Here is an 18,736-nt window from a genome sequence, read left to right as displayed (position 1 = left end):
GGTTTGATGAGATCACAGAAGGGGCAGTCTGGCTTTACCCTGATCGAATTGATGATCGTAGTGGCCATCATTGGCATCATTGCCGCGATTGCGTATCCAAGCTACATGGATCATGTCGATAAAACGAGGCGCTCCGATGCTCAGGGAGCCTTGATGGGCCTGGCGGCGGCCATGGAGAGGCATTATGCATCGAACAACAGCTATGAGGGTGCGGCCAGTGGCGGTGGGGATACCGGTGCACCCGCTATATACCCCGATGAGGCACCCTTGGACGGCGACAATAAGTATTACGACCTAACCATTCATGCCGCGGATGCAACCTCCTTTACCCTTCGCGCAGCGCCCAAAGGGGCTCAGGCAGGAGATGGTATGTTGGAGCTGGACTCTACCGGTGTGCGCCGGTGGGACAGTGACAACGTTGGCGGCTTCGGAGCCGGCGAAAATACCTGGACAGATTGAAGCCTTTAAAAGCCGGTTGGGAAACCGGCTTTTTTCTTTTAGCACCGAATTTCAGTACCCCAGTGAAGTTCGATCAGTCCGTCCCCGTCCTCATCTGATTGCACTCGGAATCGTCCAACCATGTTGACGGCCAGGTAGGTCATGGTTCCGGTTCTAACGTCAGCTGGGCAAAGTACGAGACTTCCTATTGCGCCGTAAGCAAATCCTTTTTGGTTAAATTGAAAGTAGCCCCGTCCCGCTGTTCTTGAACGAGTTCTAAAAGGATAGCCAGGCGGGGCAAAAATTTTCAGCACCTGGTCATTGTCCGGTTTTTTGTCGTTGTTTTTGTCAATGAAAACAGATATGGGCTTTTGCCAGTCGTCCATACACCTGTTTTGGTCTGAGAGCGGGCAAAGGGTGATCAGCGTGTGTTTGCTCGCAGCAGCCCAGCGCGCGAAGGCAAACAGGCTGTGATAGCTTTCAAGGACAGTTCGATGTCTGCTTTTTTCTAACGCAGTGTTCCAACCTTGAACCGCTAAAGAGGACAGAATGCCAAGTATGGCAATCGTTATGATGAGTTCGGGCAGGGTATAGCCTGCCAATCTCCTTGTGGCGTGCATTGGTTACGTTCCTTGTAAGTCTGTCTTGGTTCTTGCCCGGCGTCCTGCCGGGCAATGGATTATATTGAAGCCAAACCACTTAGGGAATGCTGGAGGACGCAGCTGGTGCTGAAGTGTTACTCCATCTCCAGTTTCTTCAATCGATATCGCAGCGCACGAAAACTGATCCCCAGTCTCTTGGCTGCAGCCGTCTTGTTCCAGCGGGTCGCCTCGAGTGCCTTTTCAATGGTCTGTCGTTCGATGGATTCCAGGAACCCTTCGAGGTCAATTTCTCCGTCCGGCACGGGAATGCTCCCCCCCTCGATTTCCTGTGGGGCAGTGCTCATGCCCGTTACTGAGGCGAATGGCGGCACGCCATTGCCCAGGTGCAGATCGTCCGCATCGATTGCGTCTTCATCGCATAGGGTGAAGGCACGCTCCAGGACGTTTTCAAGCTCCCGGACGTTGCCGGGGAAGTCGTAGCCCTGCAGTCGTTCGAGGGCCTGAGAAGTTAACGTGGCTGGATCGCACTCGTATTCCCGTGCGATCCGTTCGAGAATATGTCTGGCCAGCAGGGCGATATCGTCGACCCGGTCACGAAGTGGCGGTACTGCAAGTTCGATGACGTTAATCCGGTAAAACAGGTCCTGGCGGAAGTTGCCTTGCTGAACCAGCTCAGGCAGGTTCTTATGGGTGGCGCTGAGTACACGGATATCCACTGGCACTTCCTTGGTATCTCCCACGGGCCTTACCGCTTTTTCCTGGATCGCCCGCAGCAGTTTTACCTGCATGGCGAGAGGCAAGTCCGCTACTTCGTCGAGAAAGAGCGTGCCACCGTTGGCAGAGCGAAACAGCCCGTCCTTGTTTTCAACCGCGCCGGTAAAACTGCCCTTTTTGTGGCCGAAGAACTCACTTTCCATCAGTTCTGACGGAATGGCACCGCAGTTAACCGCGATAAACGGTCCGTCTCGGCGAGGGCCCTGGAGGTGGATCATGCGCGCGACCAGTTCCTTGCCGCTGCCCGATTCCCCGCTGATAAAAACCGGCGCCTGGCTTCTTGCCAGTTTTCGCGTCTGGTTCCGTAACTTTCGGATCTGGGGAGAGTTGCCCAGCAAGAGGCCGGGTTCGTCCTCGTCGGTGTCCTTTTCCGCCTTGGGCTGGGGTAGCTTTAACGCGCTGCTCACCAGTTCCCGCAGCCTGGGTAATTCCACTGGCTTGGAGACGAAATCGAACGCGCCCGCTTTGAGCGATTCGATGGCAGTGTCCATGTTGCCATAGGCGGTGATCACAGCAACCGGTGTTGCCGGTGTGTGCTGCTGGATCCACTGTACAAGCTCAATGCCGTTGCCGTCGGGAAGATTCATGTCGGTAAGGCATAAATGGAAGGTGTGCTCTTCCAGGAGCTTTCGGGCGCTAGCCAGATCCGGGGCGGTCTGCGCCTTGATGCCCATGCGGGTGAGCGTGATCTCCAGAAGATCCCGAATGTCCGGTTCGTCGTCAACAATCAGCGCGTTGTGAGTAGTCATCGTTGTCTATCGGTTCCAGGTCGTTCTTCAGGCGCTCGATCTCTGCCGGCGCCGGTTCAGATCAGTCGCCCCGGGTGGGCAAAAGTAATGCGGAAACAGCAGCCGGACAGGTCATCCTCCACCAGCGACAAGTGGGCTTGGTTAGCCTCGCACAGTTCCCGGGCCAGATAAAGGCCGAGGCCCGTTCCGCTCTTGTCGGTGGTGAAAAAGGGCTCGAAAACCGAGCTGTGATGCTCTGGAGCAATGCCTGGACCAACATCCCGGACCTCAACGTAGGCCCGCTCGCCATCTACCGTCGCTCCGGCATGCAGTGAAATCTTTCGCTCGCCTGTTTGCTGATGGCTGTAGCGCAGGCCGTTATCGCAAAGGTTCACCATGACCTGTTCGATCTGACTTTTGTCGAACCTGGCGAAGGGCACATCCGAATCAACGGTCAAATCGATGATCGATTGCGCAGATTCCTCATCCTGGGTTTGAAGGTAGTCGGCCCGGAACTCCTCAAGCCAGGGCCGGACCTCAGTCAGATCGGTATGGGCTGCGCGTCGGCGCGAAAGATCCAGGACATTTTCGACGATGCCGTTCACCCGTCGGGAGTGGCGACGAATGATGTCGAGCATCTGGTGATCCCCCTGGTCAAGGTGCGGGGATTCCTCCATCAACTGAGCCGCGTGACTGATCGCGCCCAGAGGATTGCGAATTTCATGGGCGATGCCGGCGGTCAGACGGCCCAAAGACGCCAGCTTCATTTGCTGGGCCTGTTGGGTAACCTTGCTCATATCTTCAATGAAAACGAGTATCTGATCGCCCCGATTCTGGTCCAACTGGGTGAAATTCGCCTGAAGAACGGGGGAGGTCTGAAATGGCTGGAACGGTTCGATCCGGCGCGTGGGATCTTTAATCCAGGACTCCAGTCCGAGCTTCAAGGGCTGGGGCAGAATCCGGGCGGCGCCCAGTCGCACGGGGTCATCAGATGGCGCGCCGAACAGGAGTTCCTCCGCAGCAGCATTCACCAGTCGTATCTGGCCGTATCGGTCCAGAACCAGGATGCCGGTCCGCATGCGCTGGATAATCTGCTGATTGATCTGCTCGAGTTCCGCGATGCTTTGCGCACGGCTGCTGGCTAGTGCCTCGCTGCGCATCATGCGCCGGGAAATATACTGAAGCGCAAAGGCGGTCGCAAAGTAGAGTATGCCAAGGGAACCGGCTCGAACGATGTCATCACCGGATTCACCCAGCGTCAACACAGCCCAGCTGGAAATGCTCAATGAGCAGATGGCGGCAAGCGCCGCGTAGAAAGTCCCCAACCGGCTGGGCGTCAGGATGTTACCCGCCGCAACCGAGACGATGACAAGGTTGGCGAGCCCATTTGTGATGCCTGTGCTGGTGAACAGCAGCCAGTGCATCACCAGAATATCGAGAAGAATTGAAAGAGTGATGTGACGCTGGCTGGGCTTGAAACCAGCGAGGATGGTGAAGGCGATAAATGTGTTCAGGCCCAGATAGCCGGCAACGCCAGCCTGGTAGTAATCCAGCAGTCGAAAGCGTGTATCGAAATTGGCCGGGTCCAGAAAGAGCAGCCCCATTAGCATCAGGCTAACCACCAGCCGGTAGTGGTTATAGATGCGAAACAGCTTTACCTGCTGCACATCCGAAGGCTTTCGTACGCTGTTATCTGCCATTGAAGCTTGTTCTACTGCCATGGTTTACAGGAATCCGCTGATGGTCGGGAGAAATCCTTGCGCTTGCGGGGTTATAATAGCCTTTTCGTGGCAATGAGTTACAGGAGCCGATTTATGTCCGTTTCCGGGAATGCATCTTCCCCTCTCACTTCCCCCAAGAATTTGCGGGTCGTCATGGCCCAGCTCGATTTTCTGGTAGGGGATATCCCCGGGAACACGGATCTCATAATTGATGCGACCCGACGGGCCACGGATGAGCACCAGGCGGATGTTGTGGTGTTTCCTGAACTGTGTCTGACCGGTTACCCGCCAGAGGACCTGCTACTCAGGCCGAGTCTTGAGGTTCGGGTCCATGAGGCTCTTGAAAGGCTTCAGCAAGAGAGCCTCGGCCCAGCCATTGTAATCGGAGCCCCTCTTCGGGAAGGGGCGCTCCTGTATAACGCAGCGGTTGTTATTGAAAACGGGACTGTGACCGGGCGCTATTTCAAACGTTTTCCACCCAACTATCAGGTCTTTGACGAGAAACGATATTTCGCCGAGGGTCGTGATGTGGTGACTCTGGATATCCGGGGGGTGCCGGTTGGGATAACGGTCTGTGAGGACATCTGGAAAGACGGTCCGGTAGAAGAGGCTGCTCACGCCGGTGCCCGCCTGATTCTGAATCTTAATGCCTCTCCCTACGACGTCGACAAACAGGCTCGTCGAAAAGCTCTGCTGGAACGTAAATCCCGGGAAAATCTTGTGAGCATTGCCTACGTCAACCTGGTTGGAGGGCAGGATGAACTGGTGTTCGATGGCGGCTCCATGGTGTTTGATCACTCGGGTGCACTTGCGGTTGAGGCACCGCAGTTCCAGGAAGGGCTGTTCCCGGTTGATTTCCTCTGTGAGCACCACTGCCAGCCTGTCTCCCGTCCCTTGCCTGACGAGCCTTCTCTGGAGGAAAACGTTTACCGTGCACTGGTGACCGGTGTGCGAGACTACGTGAACAAGAACGGGTTCAAATCGGTGGTGCTCGGGCTCTCAGGCGGCATCGATTCCGCCGTCACTCTGGCGGTTGCAGTTGATGCGTTGGGCAAGGACCGGGTGAGGGCCGTTATGATGCCTTTCCGCTATACCTCCAGCATGAGCCTGGAGGATGCCGAAGCCGAAGCGGTGGCATTGGGTGTGCAATACGATGTGTTCTCCATTGAGCCCATGTACGACGCCTTTATGGCGACCCTGTCCGGCCCGTTCGAGGGTACCAGCCCGGATACCACAGAAGAAAACCTGCAGGCGCGTTTGCGCGGCGTGCTGCTGATGTCCCTGTCCAACAAGTTTGGCTCGCTGGTCCTCACTACCGGCAACAAGAGTGAGATGGCGGTGGGGTATTCAACGCTGTACGGTGATATGGCCGGAGGATTTGACGTCCTGAAGGATGTACCCAAGACGCTCGTGTTTCGCCTGGCAATCTACCGCAACACCGTGTCGCAGGTCATTCCGGAGCGTGTCATTACCCGTCCGCCTTCGGCGGAACTGGCGCCGGATCAGAAGGACGAGGACAGTCTGCCGGGATACGACATTCTGGATCAGATTCTGAACCTATACGTCGAGCGGGATTTCAGTGCCGATGCCATCGTAGCCGAGGGCTTCGATCGCGCCGATGTGGACAGGGTGATCCGATTGGTGGATATCAACGAGTACAAGCGTCGTCAGGCGCCAATCGGCGTCCGGATCACGGAGCGGGGCTTTGGGAAGGATCGCCGCTATCCCATCACCAACGGATGGAAGAGCGGCAAATAACATCGATAGGGTGATGGTTTCTCTATTCGTCGCCCATAAGGCCGAACGTGACGACGCTGGACAGAGATCGGTTCTCGCCTTTCAGCACGTCGGCCTCGAATTCCCCGTCTGCATTGAATGCTTCGCTGTTGGGGAAGTTGGTCCGCAGCAGGGCAACGGCATCCTCGGCACCTTTCTTGAGATCAAGAAAACGGAAAGTTTCCGCCAGGATGATCAATGCTTCCTCAACCACTGGCGATGTGGGGTAGTTTTCCACGACATAGCGGGCCCGGTTGTTGGCGGCCACGTAGGCTTCGCGCTTGATGTAATAGCGTGCGGCGAATATTTCCAGTTGCGCCATTCGATTGCGGATGGCAATCATGCGCTGGCGTGCATCGGCAATGTACTGGCTGTCCGGATACCGATTCAGTAATTCGGAAAAGTCCCGAAAGGCCTGGCTTTGCTCACCGGGATCCCGTGCTGCGACATCGATCGGAAAATAGCGTGCTGCCAGACCGATGTCGAGGTTGTAGGAGGAGAGGCCGCGCATGTAAAGCGCGTAGTCTGCGTGGTCGCTCTGGGGGTTAAGCCGGAGAAAACGGTCTGCGGCGGCACGGGCACCCTCCAGGTCAAGGTTCTGGTAACGGGCGTAAATCAGGTCAAGCTGGGCCTGCTCGGCATAGCGGCCGAAGGGGTAGTAGGTCTCGAGTGAGTCGAGGTTTTCTTCGGCTTCGTTGAAATTGCCGGAGTTCATCGCCTCACGGGCGTTGTCGTAGTAGGTTTTCTCCGGCAGTACTTCTTCCTCCTGGTTGGAGGCGCACGCACTGACCAACACCACCAGTGTGGCCAGTAGGAGTAAACGGACAACTGATCTCATGCCGGAATCCCGTATAATGTCGATAAATTCAAAAGAGGGCCATTGTAGCGGGGAAGACGCCGTATGTGCAGACTGTGCCTCTTGGTTTGAAAAATTCTTTCCGAAACGTAACACACACCGGCCCCGGGGGCTTAATGTCATCTGAAAATCGAATTACCGCCAGCTTTGTTGTACCGCCGGAGTTGAGTGATCGGAGGCTGGATCAGGCCGCGGCTGAATTGATGCCCGAACATTCCCGTTCGCGGTTGCAAACCTGGATCAAGAGCGGTGCTCTGACCGTTAATGGCCAGGCCCGCAAGCCTCGGGACAAGGTCATGCTTGACGATCGGCTGGAACTTGATGCCGAGCCGGAGGCCCAGGTCAGTTGGCAGGCAGAGGAAATCACGCTCGACATTGTCTACCAGGACGAGCACCTCCTGGTAATCAACAAACCGGCCGGGCTCGTGGTGCACCCTGCGGCTGGCCATGCTGACGGGACGCTGGTGAACGCGCTGTTGAATTATGCGCCGGAAGTGGAGAATCTACCGCGAGCCGGAATCGTGCACCGGCTCGATAAGGATACGTCCGGGGTGATGGTGGCGGCGCGCAGCCTGATTGCGCATACCTCGCTGGTTGATCAGCTTCAGACCCGAACCATGGGTCGTGAATACGATGCGGTGGTTGTTGGCACTCTGACAGGTGGCTCGACGGTGGATGCACCCATCGGTCGGCATCCCCGTGAACGCAAGAAAATGGCAGTTGTGCCGTCCGGGAAGCCTGCGGTAACGCACTACCGGCTGGTCGAGCGGTTTGCCGCTCATACCCACATCAGCTGCAAACTGGAGAGTGGGCGCACGCACCAGATCCGTGTACACATGGCCCACGTCAAGCACCCCTTGGTGGGTGATCCGCTCTACGGGGGACGCCTGCGCCTTCCCAAAGGCACGACCGAGGAGCTGCGTGAGGCGTTGGCGGCATTCAATCGTCAGGCCTTGCACGCCCGCAAGTTAACGCTGGAACACCCCGAAACCGGCGAAACCATGTCGTGGGAGGTGCCGCTTCCGGACGATATGGTTGAGCTCATGGCAGCGTTGCGCAAACACGTGAAGGACCTGGAAAGCAGTGAATACTGAGCCGGAGTTGATTTGGCCAGAATGGCCGGCGCCTACCAAGGTTCGCGCGGTCTGTACCACCCGGCAGGGCGGGGAGAGCCTTCCACCCTGGGACTCGCTCAATCTGGGCACGCACGTCGAGGATGATCCGCATCACGTGGAGGCAAACCGTCGGCGGGTAGCCGACAGGCTGTCGCTCTCAACCGGCGCGTTTGGCTGGTTATCCCAGGTGCACGGCACTGACGTGGTCACACTTCCCGCAGAAGGAGTGCCGGTCGCCGACGCATCTGTTACGGCCCGACCGGGCCAGGTCTGCGCTATTCTCACGGCCGACTGCCTGCCGGTACTGCTCTGCAACCGGGCGGGTACCCGGGTTGCAGCGGCTCATGCTGGCTGGCGTGGCCTCTGTAATGGCGTGCTGGAGAGGGTGGTGAGGTGTTTTGACGAGCCCGCCACGGAATTGATGGCGTGGCTGGGCCCGGCTATCGGATCCGAGCATTTTGAGGTTGGCCCTGAAGTCCGTGAGGCGTTCATCGCCCGAAACGCCGGGGCTGCTGACGCCTTCTCGCAGCAGGGTGCCCGTCCAGGCCACTTCATGGCAGATATCTATCGCCTGGCCCGGCAACGGCTGGAATCGGTCGGGGTGGATGCGATATACGGAAATCCCCTCTGCACGGTTTCTGATTCAAACCGTTTCTACTCTTACCGCCGTGATGGCCGAACTGGCCGGATGGCCACTCTCATCTGGCTGGATGGCTGAGCGCTTTCCGCCCAACCGGATGACTCCCGTCAATTTTCTGACAGTTTGGCGGTGGGCCCGCTTGAAGTCCCCTCGCTTGCCCTTACATTTAAGAGCAAAGCAATGCGGATGTTGGTTGAGCCGAGTGCTTCGCTGACCTCCCGGATAGACGAATTGGGGAATAGAATTTATGAGAATCGACAAGCTGACCAGCCGGTTGCAAACCGCGCTAGCGGATGCGCAATCGCTTGCGGTGGGCAAGGACCACAATTTTATCGAGCCGGTACACCTTATGCAGGCTCTCCTGGATCAGGAGGGGAGTTCGATCAAGCCGTTGTTGAAACAGGCCGGGTCGGAGCCGGGTCGAATCCGCCAGGCCATCGCGCGGGAAATTGAGCATCTGCCAGAAGTGCAGGGTTCCGCAGGCGATGTCTCCATGTCCAATGACATGGGGCGTCTGTTCAATATTGCCGACAAGCTGGCCCAGAAGCGTCAGGACCAGTTTATTTCCAGCGAACTGATGTTGGTGGCTGCGCTGGAAGACCGGGGCACCCTCGGCCGTGTGCTCCGTGAGCAGGGCGTGGACAAGGCCGCTCTGGAACAGGCGATTGACGAGGTTCGGGGCGGTGAGGCTGTGAACGACGCCAGCGCCGAGGAAAACCGGCAGGCCTTGGACAAGTACACCATTGACCTTACCGAACGTGCCGAGGCGGGCAAGCTTGATCCGGTCATCGGTCGAGACGATGAAATCCGCCGCACGATACAGGTGTTGCAGCGTCGCCGTAAGAACAATCCGGTCCTCATTGGTGAGCCGGGTGTCGGCAAGACTGCCATTGTCGAGGGCTTGGCCCAGCGCATCGTCAACGGGGAGGTCCCTGACGGTCTGAAGGACAAGAAAGTGCTCTCCCTCGATATGGGAGCGCTGATCGCGGGTGCCAAGTTCCGGGGTGAGTTCGAGGAGCGCCTCAAGGCGGTGCTGAACGAATTGTCCAAGCAGGAAGGCCAGGTCATCCTGTTTATCGATGAGATTCATACCGTGGTCGGCGCCGGTAAAGCCGAGGGCTCCATGGACGCGGGTAACATGCTCAAGCCGGCGCTTGCCCGCGGTGAGTTGCATTGTGTGGGTGCGACCACTCTGGATGAGTACCGGGAGAATATTGAAAAGGATGCGGCGCTGGAGCGACGTTTCCAGAAGGTGCTGGTGAGCGAGCCGAACGAGGAAGACACCATCGCCATTCTCCGTGGCCTGAAGGAGCGCTACGAAGTGCACCACGGTGTTGAAGTTACCGATGGCGCCATTATTGCAGCGGCCAAGCTTTCCCACCGGTACATTGCCGATCGGCAGTTGCCAGACAAGGCGATCGATCTGGTGGACGAGGCCGCGAGTCAGATTCGCATGGAAATGGATTCCAAGCCGGAGGCCCTTGATCGTCTCGAGCGTCGGCTCATTCAGCTCAAGATAGAGCGGGAAGCCCTCAAGAAAGAAACCGATGAGGCGTCGAAGAAGCGCCTGGAGGAGCTGTCCGGGGTGATTGCCGGGGTTGAGCGCGAGTACGCCGATCTGGAAGAGGTCTGGAACACCGAGAAGGCCGCCCTGCACGGCTCCCAGAAGATCAAGAGCCAGTTGGAACAGGCGCGGATTGATCTCGAGAACGCTCGCCGGGCCGGGGATCTCGGCAAGATGTCCGAGCTGCAGTACGGCCAGATTCCCGAGCTGGAACGTCAGCTGGACATGGCCAGCCAGGCCGAAATGATGGAAATGAAGCTGCTGCGCAATCGGGTTACCGACGAGGAAATTGCCGAAATCGTCTCCAAGTGGACGGGCATTCCGGTGTCGAAAATGCTCGAGGGTGAGCGGGACAAGCTGATGCGCATGGAGGAGGCGCTGCATGGCCGCGTCATTGGCCAGGATGAGGCCGTTGAAGCGGTTTCCAATGCCGTTCGTCGCTCACGGGCCGGGCTGTCCGATCCCCATCGTCCGAACGGGTCCTTCCTGTTCCTCGGGCCGACCGGGGTGGGTAAGACCGAGCTCTGCAAGTCGCTGGCGGCATTCCTGTTTGATACCGAGGAGGCCATGGTCCGTATCGATATGTCGGAGTTCATGGAGAAACACTCCGTTGCCCGGCTGATTGGTGCACCTCCTGGCTATGTTGGTTATGAGGAAGGCGGGTACCTGACTGAAGCCGTGCGTCGTCGGCCTTATTCGGTTCTGCTTCTGGATGAGGTGGAGAAGGCCCACCCGGATGTCTTCAACATTCTTTTGCAGGTGCTTGAAGACGGACGCCTGACAGATGGTCAGGGCCGCACGGTCGACTTCCGCAACACGGTGATTGTGATGACCTCGAACCTGGGTTCGGACATCATTCAGCAGAAAGCGGGTGAGGAAAATTACGAATCCATGAAGAACGCGGTGATGGAAGTCGTGGGCACACACTTCCGCCCGGAATTCATAAACCGTGTGGATGAAGTCGTGGTCTTCCACCCGCTGGCGGAAAACCAGATCCTTGGCATCGCGAAGATTCAGATCGAGTCCCTGAGCAAGCGGCTGAAGGAGCAGGACATGAGGCTGGAGTTGGATGAGTCGGCCATGGAACTTCTGGCGCAGGTCGGTTACGACCCGGTCTACGGGGCTCGTCCCCTGAAGCGGGCAATCCAGCGGATGATAGAGAATCCGTTGGCGCAACGGCTTTTACAAGGGGAGTTTGTGTCCGGTGACACCATCCTTGGCACCGTGAAGGATCACAGGCTGGAGTTCTCAAAGGCTTAACGTTGCTGGCGGAGCATCGTCTTCCCGATGCTCCGCCTCGATCTGATATCGGGTTTACTGCGCAGCCTCCAGGTTTTCGGGGCCGCAATTTTCGTCCGCGATTTCCTGGAACTTTTGCCGCTGGTCCGCGATCTCTTCGGGAGACAGGTAGCGTTGTTCGCCGTTATCCTGAACACGAATACGCGCGTTGCTGTCAATGATCTCCAGGTTGGATCGAGCTGTTTCACAGTTTGCGGCACGCTGTTTTGAGCGTGCTTCATTCTCAGCCGCTTCCCGACGCGTAACTGCGTCGTTCTCCTGATCTTTCTGTACTTCACTCAAGCGCTCTTGCGGACTTTGTTTTTTGCTTGCAGACTTTGCTGTCGTGCCCGAGCGCACATTCACTTTTTCCGATTGTTTTCCGTTAGGCTGTCGATCCCCAAAGTGAGTCACCCCGTTTTCGTCGGTCCATTTATAGACAGAAGCGCTCATCGAAATACCCGGTACAACGGCCAATAACAAGGTCAGCGTCAGGATTTTTTTGTTCATGGGTCTACTCATCATGTGGTCACTGCTCCCGGTGCAGGTCAAAACCTGGGTAACCGGGCCCGTCTTTCTGTAGCTGCAAGGCTATCATGCCATCCATATCGTCTTTTTTCTTCTGTCTGGTTCAAAACTCTGTTCCAGAATTGATCCAAGCTGGCATACCTTTGGCGATAAAGGCGCTATAAAGCCGTGACGACTATTGACAGGGAGTTTCGCGCTGTCAGAATTACCGATTGCCTGAAGACTGGGGTCAATACGGCAGGCAATCCCGAGCGAGTATCCCCCGTTAAACACCACACTGAACGCCTCGCGGTTCTGTCGCGGGATGGTTGTTGCTTACGTGCAACCCGTTGATTGGCCGTTCTCCGCAACCCTCAGGAGGGCGGCTGGCCAGGAGACAACCTCTTACAAAGTGTGGAGGAGCAGCCGGTTCCGCTTTCACAAGAAGCAGGGAAACCGTGAATCCAGGCAACCGGGCGTGGTCCCGGCTCATTCACTCGTATGAAGAGGGTAGAAAATCGTGGAGTTATTGTCTGGTGCCGATATGCTCATTCGCTCCTTGCAGGATGAAGGGATCGAATACATCTACGGCTATCCGGGTGGTGCAGCCCTTCATATTTATGATGCGCTGTTCAGGCAGGACAAAGTCAAACACATTCTGGTAAGGCACGAGCAGGCGGCGGTCCACATGGCCGACGGTTATGCGCGCGCGACCGGAAAGCCGGGCACCGTACTGGTGACCTCGGGTCCTGGAGCCACCAACACTATTACCGGCATTGCCACCGCATTCATGGATTCCATCCCAATGGTGGTCCTGTGTGGTCAGGTTGCGTCCACTCTGATTGGCGAAGACGCGTTTCAGGAAACCGATATGATCGGTGTCTCCCGCCCTGTGGTGAAGCACAATCTCAGCGTCCGTCATCCGGAAGAAATTCCCGAGGTGGTTCGCAAGGCGTATTACATTGCCGCGACCGGTCGCCCGGGTCCGGTCGTTGTCGATATCCCCAAGGATATGACCACGCCGAACGAGCGGTATGAGTACTCCTATCCGAAGAAGGTAAAGCTGCGTTCATACAACCCCGCGATTCGTGGCCATGCAGGCCAGATCAAGAAAGCGGTGGATATGATGCTGGCGGCACGTCGTCCAATCATCTACGCCGGCGGTGGTGTGATTCTTGGCAAGGCTTCAGATCAGTTGACGGAGTTGGTCCGCACGCTCGGGTACCCGATCACCAATACCCTGATGGGTATCGGCTGTTTTCCGGCCAGTGACAAGCAGCACCTGGGCTGGCTCGGTATGCACGGCACCTACGAAGCCAACATGGCCATGCACCATTCGGATCTGATTCTCTGCGTCGGCGCACGCTTTGATGACCGTGTGACCAACGCCACCGAGAAGTTCTGTCCCGGCGCTCGCATTATCCACATCGACATCGATCCGGCGTCCATTTCCAAGACCATCGACGCCGACGTTCCCATCGTCGGGCCGGTGGATGCGGTGTTGAAGGAAATGCTGTCTCTGGTGAAGGAAAGCAAGGAAAAGCCGGATGCGGATGCGCTGGGTTCCTGGTGGAAGCAGATCGAGGAATGGCGCGCTTTCCATGGCATGCGTTACGAAACCAGTGACGATGTTATCAAGCCGCAGGAAGTGATCGAAATGCTGTGCCGGCTCACCAACGGTGAAGCCTTTGTGACCTCCGATGTCGGCCAGCACCAGATGTTTGCTGCGCAGTACTACAAGTTCGACAAACCCAATCGCTGGATCAACTCCGGTGGTCTGGGCACCATGGGCTTTGGTTTGCCGGCCGCCATGGGCGTCAAGCTGACGCACCCGAACGACGAAGTGCTGTGTATCACAGGCGAAGGCAGTATCCAGATGAACATTCAGGAGCTGTCGACCTGCAAGCAGTACAATCTGCCGGTGAAAATCATCAACCTGAACAACCAGGCTCTTGGCATGGTCAAGCAGTGGCAGGACATGAACTATGAGTCCCGTCATTCCCAGTCCTACATGGAGTCTTTGCCGGATTTCATAAAGCTGGCAGAAGCTTATGGCCATAAGGGCGTCCTGATCGACAAGAAAGCCGATCTGGAAGCCAAGCTGAAAGAAGTGCTGGCCATGAAGGACGAGTTGGTGTTCGTGGATATCTACGTTGATCGTTTCGAGCACGTCTATCCGATGCAAGTTGCCCGTGGCTCCATGAAAGACATGTGGCTCAGCAAGACAGAGAGGGTGTGATCATGCGTCGAATCATTTCTGTTTTGTTGGAAAACGAACCCGGCGCGCTGTCGCGTGTTGTGGGCCTGTTCTCCCAGCGCAACTACAACATCGAAACGCTAACCGTGGCGCCGACGGAAGACGAGACCCTGTCACGTCTGACCGTAACCACCACGGGATCCGACAAGGTCATCGAACAGATTACCAAGCAGCTGAATAAGCTGATTGAGGTGGTCAAGCTGGTGGACCTGACAGAAGGGTCCCACATTGAGCGGGAGTTGATGCTGGTGAAACTCAAGGCCACCGGCTCACAGCGCGCCGAAATCAAACGCACCGTGGATATTTTCCGTGGCCAGATTGTCGACGTTACCAGTTCTGTGTACACGGTTCAGCTGGCGGGCGACAGCGAAAAGCTGGACGGATTCATCCAGGCCGTCGGTACCTCGGGAGTCCTGGAAGTCGTTCGTACCGGTGTATCCGGCATAGCGCGCGGCGAGAAAGTGCTCAGTCTGTAACGGTCATTTATTAAGTTCGAACATCATGGCCCGGTGGGGCCATTACAAATAACAGAGGTTTGTCATGCAGGTTTACTACGATAAGGATTGTGATCTTTCGATCATCCAGAGCAAGAAAGTTGCCATCATTGGTTTCGGTTCCCAGGGTCATGCTCATGCGTGCAACCTGAAGGAGTCCGGTGTAGACGTAACCGTTGGGCTGCGTCCGGGGTCCTCCTCGATTGCCAAGGCCGAAGCCTATGGCCTTAAGACCAGCGACGTACCGTCAGCCGTCGCAGCTGCTGACGTGGTCATGGTGCTGACCCCGGATGAGTTCCAGGCCCAGCTGTACAAGGCTGAGATTGAGCCGAACCTGAAGCAGGGGGCAACTCTGGCCTTCGCTCACGGCTTTGCGATCCACTACAACCAGATCGTGCCGCGCAAGGATCTCGATGTGATCATGGTGGCGCCGAAGGCCCCGGGCCACACCGTGCGCACCGAGTTTGCCAACGGTGGCGGCATCCCTGATCTGATCGCGATTTTCCAGGATGCTTCTGGCAATGCCAAGAACGTGTCTCTGTCATACGCCAGCGGTATTGGCGGCGGTCGTACCGGTATCATTGAAACCACCTTCAAGGATGAGACCGAAACCGACCTGTTTGGTGAGCAGGCGGTCCTGTGTGGCGGCGCGGTTGAGCTGGTGAAAGCCGGCTTTGAAACGCTGACCGAAGCCGGGTATGCGCCGGAAATGGCGTACTTTGAGTGCTTGCACGAGCTGAAGCTGATCGTTGACCTGATGTACGAGGGCGGCATCGCCAACATGAACTATTCCATCTCCAACAACGCGGAGTATGGTGAGTACGTGACCGGCCCGGAAGTGATCAACGAGCAGTCCCGTGAAGCCATGCGCAACGCGCTGAAGCGTATCCAGAGCGGTGAGTACGCCAAGATGTTTATCTCCGAAGGTGCGCTCAACTACCCGTCCATGACCGCGCGTCGTCGCCAGAACGCTGCTCACGAGATTGAAACCGTGGGTGAAAAACTGCGCGGCATGATGCCGTGGATTTCCGCGAACAAGATCGTGGACAAGGATAAGAACTGATCGGATTTCCGACTGGTTCTGCAAAACGCGGCCCGGGTGGCCGCGTTTTTCGTATATACTCCGCCCAAATGCTTTCCGGAGTAATGGGAATGACTGACGAAAAAAAATCTGCCGATCTAGAAGCTCGGAGCGATTCATCGGAAGAGGTCCAAGCACAGACTTCCGAATGCGAAATCGAAGCCGGTGAGGTTGTTGAGGAGGAGCTGGTCGAGGGCGCGCCGGTGCGCCGAAAGGGTATCTACCTGCTGCCCAATGCCCTGACCACGGCATCCCTGTTCTCGGGATTCTACGCCATTGTGTCTGCCGCCAACGGCGTGTTTGATAACGCGGCGGTTGCCATTTTCGTGTCCATGATTCTTGACGGACTCGATGGCCGTGTAGCTCGGATGACCAACACGCAGAGCAAGTTCGGCGAGGAATACGATTCTCTCGCCGATATGGTTGCGTTTGGTGTGGCCCCCGGGCTGGTGGCCTTTTTCTGGTCGCTGAATGGCCTTGGTAAGGTTGGCTGGGCCATTACCTTTATCTATGTAGCCGGCGCGGCCCTGCGTCTGGCGCGTTTTAACGTCCAGATCGGTTCGGTCGACAAGAAGTACTTTGTTGGTTTGCCCAGTCCCGCTGCCGCGGCCTGTGTCGCGGGCCTGGTGTGGTGTTTCCATCTGTTCGAGCCGGCTTCATGGCTGACGCTACTGACCATTGTCGTGGTCGGTGGTACGGGGGTGATGATGGTCAGCAACGTCCTCTATCGCAGCTTCAAGGATCTCGACATGCGCGGGCGCGTGCCCTTTGCAGCGATCTTGCTGGTGGTGTTGATCTTTGTGGTGATCGCTCTCGACCCGGCAACCGTACTTTTCACTGCATTCCTGATTTACGCATTGTCCGGTCCTGTTCGTGCTCTGTTCAGAAAGAAGCCCCGTCGCAATGCGGACGCTTCTGCCTAGGCACGCTAAGCCCGGGTCCCCTGGGACCCGGGAATTTTGCGCGAAACTTCCGGTCAATCATCCCACTACAAGACACCTTGGTGGCTGGTAACGGAGAGTTTCGATGTTCATAAATAAACGCCCCTCCTGGGCGCTTCCCCATTCCCTCGTAACACCGGAACGTATCTACCTCGATCGTCGCCGATTCATGTCCGGGGCCATGGCCGGTGTCGCCGGCCTTGCGGTGCCTGGCTTGCTGCCGGCTGCTGCCTTGCCGGAACAGGGGGAGTCCCTGGTTTTCTCCAGCACATCCCGTTTCTCGACTGACGAGGAGAAGACCCCTTATGAAGACGTCATTCGTTACAACAACTTTTATGAGTTTGGAACCGGGAAGGATGACCCGGCGCGGTATGCCGATGAGATGTCCGTCGATCCCTGGTCCATCGCTGTGGAAGGTGAGTGCGAAAAGCCGGGTGTCTATGGACTTGAAGATGTTCTGGAGCCGCATCGGTACGAGGAGCGGGTGTATCGTCTGCGCTGTGTCGAAGCGTGGTCCATGGTGATCCCCTGGATTGGCGTTCCATTGGCCGAGGTTTTAGAGCGCTTTGAGCCCAACTCGAAAGCCAAGTACGTCTATTTTGAAACCCTGCATGACCCCGAACAGATGCGTGCGCAGCGATCCATGTTCAGCACTATTGACTGGCCCTATCAGGAGGGGCTTCGGATGGACGAGGCGATGAACGAACTGGCCTTTCTGGCAGTTGGCCTCTACGGCAAAACCATTCCAAAGCAGAACGGCGCGCCGATTCGCTTGGTGGTCCCCTGGAAGTATGGCTTCAAGAGTATCAAGTCGATCGTGAAAATTCGTTTCCAGGAGGAGCGGCCCAAAACCACCTGGGAAATGATTGCGCCCCGGGAATACGGGTTTTACGCCAACGTGAACCCGGAGGTGGACCACCCCCGTTGGAGTCAGAAGCGGGAGCGACGCCTGCCATCAGGATTGCTGTCTCCAAACTGGGTTGAAACAGAGAAATTTAATGGGTACGGAGACCAGGTCGCGCATTTATATGAGGGAATGGATCTCCGGAAGTTTTACTGATGGTGGGCGTTGATTGGCGTCGGAGTCCGGCTTTCTTGTTGGGCTTTCGGATATCCGCGGCAGCACTGGCGTCGATACCGTTTTTTGCGTTGCTCTGGAGCCTTTTCCTCGGGGACCTGGGACCTGACCCGGGGCAGGCGATAACCGAGTCGCTGGGTCTCGCGGCATTCCAGTTGCTCCTGGCGACACTTTGCATGACGCCTCTGAAGCGCTGGACTGACTGGAGCGGTTGGCTTCGTATTCGCAGAATGCTTGGGCTGTTCGCGTTTTTCTATGCCATCCTCCATGTTCTGGCGTTCCTTCAGTTTATCGTGGGATGGTTCGACCTGTGGGTAACCTTCACCAAACGTCCTTACATTATTGCCGGTGCCATGGCCTTCCTTTGTCTCGTTCCTCTTGCGATCACCTCTACCAAAGGGATGGTGCGAAAGCTGGGTGGGGCGCGTTGGAAACGGCTTCATCGGTTGATCTACCTTGCGGTGGTTGTGGCCTGGATTCATTTCATCTGGCAGGCCAGAAGCGATGTCGGGGAGATGGTGTTCTATGCCGTTATCGTTGTCTGGCTCCTTGCGCTCCGCTGGCGCTGGGCAGGGTGGGGCGCCCTGGTGCCTCTGAAACGGTAACAACTTGTTCGGTATTTGATCAGAATGCTCGCGCAGATGGCTCGTTTATAGGTGGAAACCGCGACTTCCTGTAATTAATTTGAAAACCGCGTTGACAGTTTTTCTGACGCCTGTAGAATGCGCACCACTTCTGAGGAACAAGCCACTGAAAGGCGGCTAACCGACGAAGGCAACTGTTTGAAAGTACTGAAGAAATCGAGCTTAAAAATTCTTCAGAAAGCGGTTGACAGAGAGGTGGTTCGGTGTAGAATGCGCCCTCTCGAAACAAGCAGTAAGCCGGG

Annotated in this window: 16 protein-coding genes; 11 read left to right on the top strand and 5 right to left on the bottom strand. The window is 56.8% G+C overall.

All coding sequences use genetic code 11. The features are described from left to right. The first annotated feature begins 6 nt into the window (after window positions 1-6). Window positions 7-459: a type IV pilin protein gene (locus QQF73_RS17860; RefSeq protein WP_285369043.1), complete on the top strand. Its 453-nt coding sequence runs from the start codon at window positions 7-9 to the stop codon at window positions 457-459. Between the two features lie 38 nt (window positions 460-497). Here the strand turns inward: QQF73_RS17860 and QQF73_RS17855 are convergent, their stop codons facing one another. The 3 genes from QQF73_RS17855 to QQF73_RS17845 all read right to left on the bottom strand — a co-directional run bounded on the left by QQF73_RS17855 (window position 498) and on the right by QQF73_RS17845 (window position 4,263). Continuing rightward, window positions 498-1,058 (bottom strand): GspH/FimT family pseudopilin, encoded by a 561-nt coding sequence (locus QQF73_RS17855; protein WP_219868843.1) that lies wholly within the window; start codon window positions 1,056-1,058, stop codon window positions 498-500. A gap of 116 nt (window positions 1,059-1,174) precedes the next feature. Then, entirely contained in the window at window positions 1,175-2,563 is a 1,389-nt protein-coding gene (locus QQF73_RS17850; RefSeq protein ID WP_219868830.1) for a sigma-54-dependent transcriptional regulator, read from the bottom strand. A 56-nt stretch (window positions 2,564-2,619) separates the two neighbouring features. Next, a complete protein-coding gene (locus QQF73_RS17845; protein ID WP_219868831.1) occupies window positions 2,620-4,263 on the bottom strand; it encodes a sensor histidine kinase in 1,644 nt (547 codons plus the stop codon). 93 nt (window positions 4,264-4,356) lie between these two features. On the opposite strand from QQF73_RS17845, the gene QQF73_RS17840 reads away from it, so the two are divergent. After that, window positions 4,357-6,021, top strand: a complete 1,665-nt coding sequence (locus QQF73_RS17840) for an NAD+ synthase (protein WP_219868832.1) — start codon at window positions 4,357-4,359, stop codon at window positions 6,019-6,021. 22 nt (window positions 6,022-6,043) lie between these two features. On the opposite strand, the gene QQF73_RS17835 is transcribed toward QQF73_RS17840, so the two are convergent. Then, the gene (locus QQF73_RS17835; RefSeq protein WP_219868833.1) at window positions 6,044-6,877 is read right to left on the bottom strand and encodes an outer membrane protein assembly factor BamD; all 834 of its coding nucleotides are present in this window, start codon (window positions 6,875-6,877) and stop codon (window positions 6,044-6,046) included. Window positions 6,878-7,011: 134 nt separating this feature from the next. Here QQF73_RS17835 and rluD point away from each other — a divergent pair, with 134 nt between their 5' ends. From rluD to clpB, 3 genes are all read left to right on the top strand, one after another. Beyond that, window positions 7,012-7,989 (top strand): 23S rRNA pseudouridine(1911/1915/1917) synthase RluD, encoded by a 978-nt coding sequence (gene rluD, locus QQF73_RS17830; RefSeq protein ID WP_219868834.1) that lies wholly within the window; start codon window positions 7,012-7,014, stop codon window positions 7,987-7,989. Next, window positions 7,979-8,728, top strand: a complete 750-nt coding sequence (pgeF, locus tag QQF73_RS17825; RefSeq protein WP_285369042.1) for a peptidoglycan editing factor PgeF — start codon at window positions 7,979-7,981, stop codon at window positions 8,726-8,728. The genes rluD and pgeF overlap by 11 nt, the downstream gene beginning before the upstream one ends. Before the next feature lie 169 nt (window positions 8,729-8,897). Then, window positions 8,898-11,474: an ATP-dependent chaperone ClpB gene (clpB, locus tag QQF73_RS17820; protein WP_285369041.1), complete on the top strand. Its 2,577-nt coding sequence runs from the start codon at window positions 8,898-8,900 to the stop codon at window positions 11,472-11,474. A gap of 54 nt (window positions 11,475-11,528) precedes the next feature. Here clpB and QQF73_RS17815 read toward each other — a convergent pair whose 3' ends face one another. Then, window positions 11,529-12,002 (bottom strand): DUF4124 domain-containing protein, encoded by a 474-nt coding sequence (locus QQF73_RS17815; protein WP_219868837.1) that lies wholly within the window; start codon window positions 12,000-12,002, stop codon window positions 11,529-11,531. Between the two features lie 517 nt (window positions 12,003-12,519). Between QQF73_RS17815 and QQF73_RS17810 the strand changes: the two genes are divergently transcribed. From QQF73_RS17810 to QQF73_RS17785, 6 genes are all read left to right on the top strand, one after another. After that, entirely contained in the window at window positions 12,520-14,238 is a 1,719-nt protein-coding gene (locus QQF73_RS17810) for an acetolactate synthase 3 large subunit (protein WP_285369039.1), read from the top strand. Window positions 14,239-14,240: 2 nt separating this feature from the next. Then, complete coding sequence (gene ilvN / locus QQF73_RS17805) at window positions 14,241-14,732, top strand: acetolactate synthase small subunit (protein ID WP_070970156.1); 492 nt, start codon at window positions 14,241-14,243, stop codon at window positions 14,730-14,732. Between the two features lie 64 nt (window positions 14,733-14,796). Continuing rightward, window positions 14,797-15,813: a ketol-acid reductoisomerase gene (gene ilvC / locus QQF73_RS17800; protein ID WP_218637556.1), complete on the top strand. Its 1,017-nt coding sequence runs from the start codon at window positions 14,797-14,799 to the stop codon at window positions 15,811-15,813. A gap of 89 nt (window positions 15,814-15,902) precedes the next feature. Continuing rightward, complete coding sequence (pssA, locus tag QQF73_RS17795; RefSeq protein ID WP_219868839.1) at window positions 15,903-16,754, top strand: CDP-diacylglycerol--serine O-phosphatidyltransferase; 852 nt, start codon at window positions 15,903-15,905, stop codon at window positions 16,752-16,754. A gap of 103 nt (window positions 16,755-16,857) precedes the next feature. Next, the gene (gene msrP, locus QQF73_RS17790; RefSeq protein ID WP_219868840.1) at window positions 16,858-17,832 is read left to right on the top strand and encodes a protein-methionine-sulfoxide reductase catalytic subunit MsrP; all 975 of its coding nucleotides are present in this window, start codon (window positions 16,858-16,860) and stop codon (window positions 17,830-17,832) included. After that, the gene (locus QQF73_RS17785; protein WP_219868841.1) at window positions 17,832-18,455 is read left to right on the top strand and encodes a protein-methionine-sulfoxide reductase heme-binding subunit MsrQ; all 624 of its coding nucleotides are present in this window, start codon (window positions 17,832-17,834) and stop codon (window positions 18,453-18,455) included. The genes msrP and QQF73_RS17785 overlap by 1 nt, the downstream gene beginning before the upstream one ends. Window positions 18,456-18,736: the final 281 nt, after the last annotated feature.

It is taken from the genome of Marinobacter albus (assembly GCF_030238305.1).
In the GTDB taxonomy this organism is placed as follows: Bacteria; Pseudomonadota; Gammaproteobacteria; order Pseudomonadales; family Oleiphilaceae; genus Marinobacter; species Marinobacter albus.
This window is presented reverse-complemented; position numbering and strand designations above follow the sequence as displayed.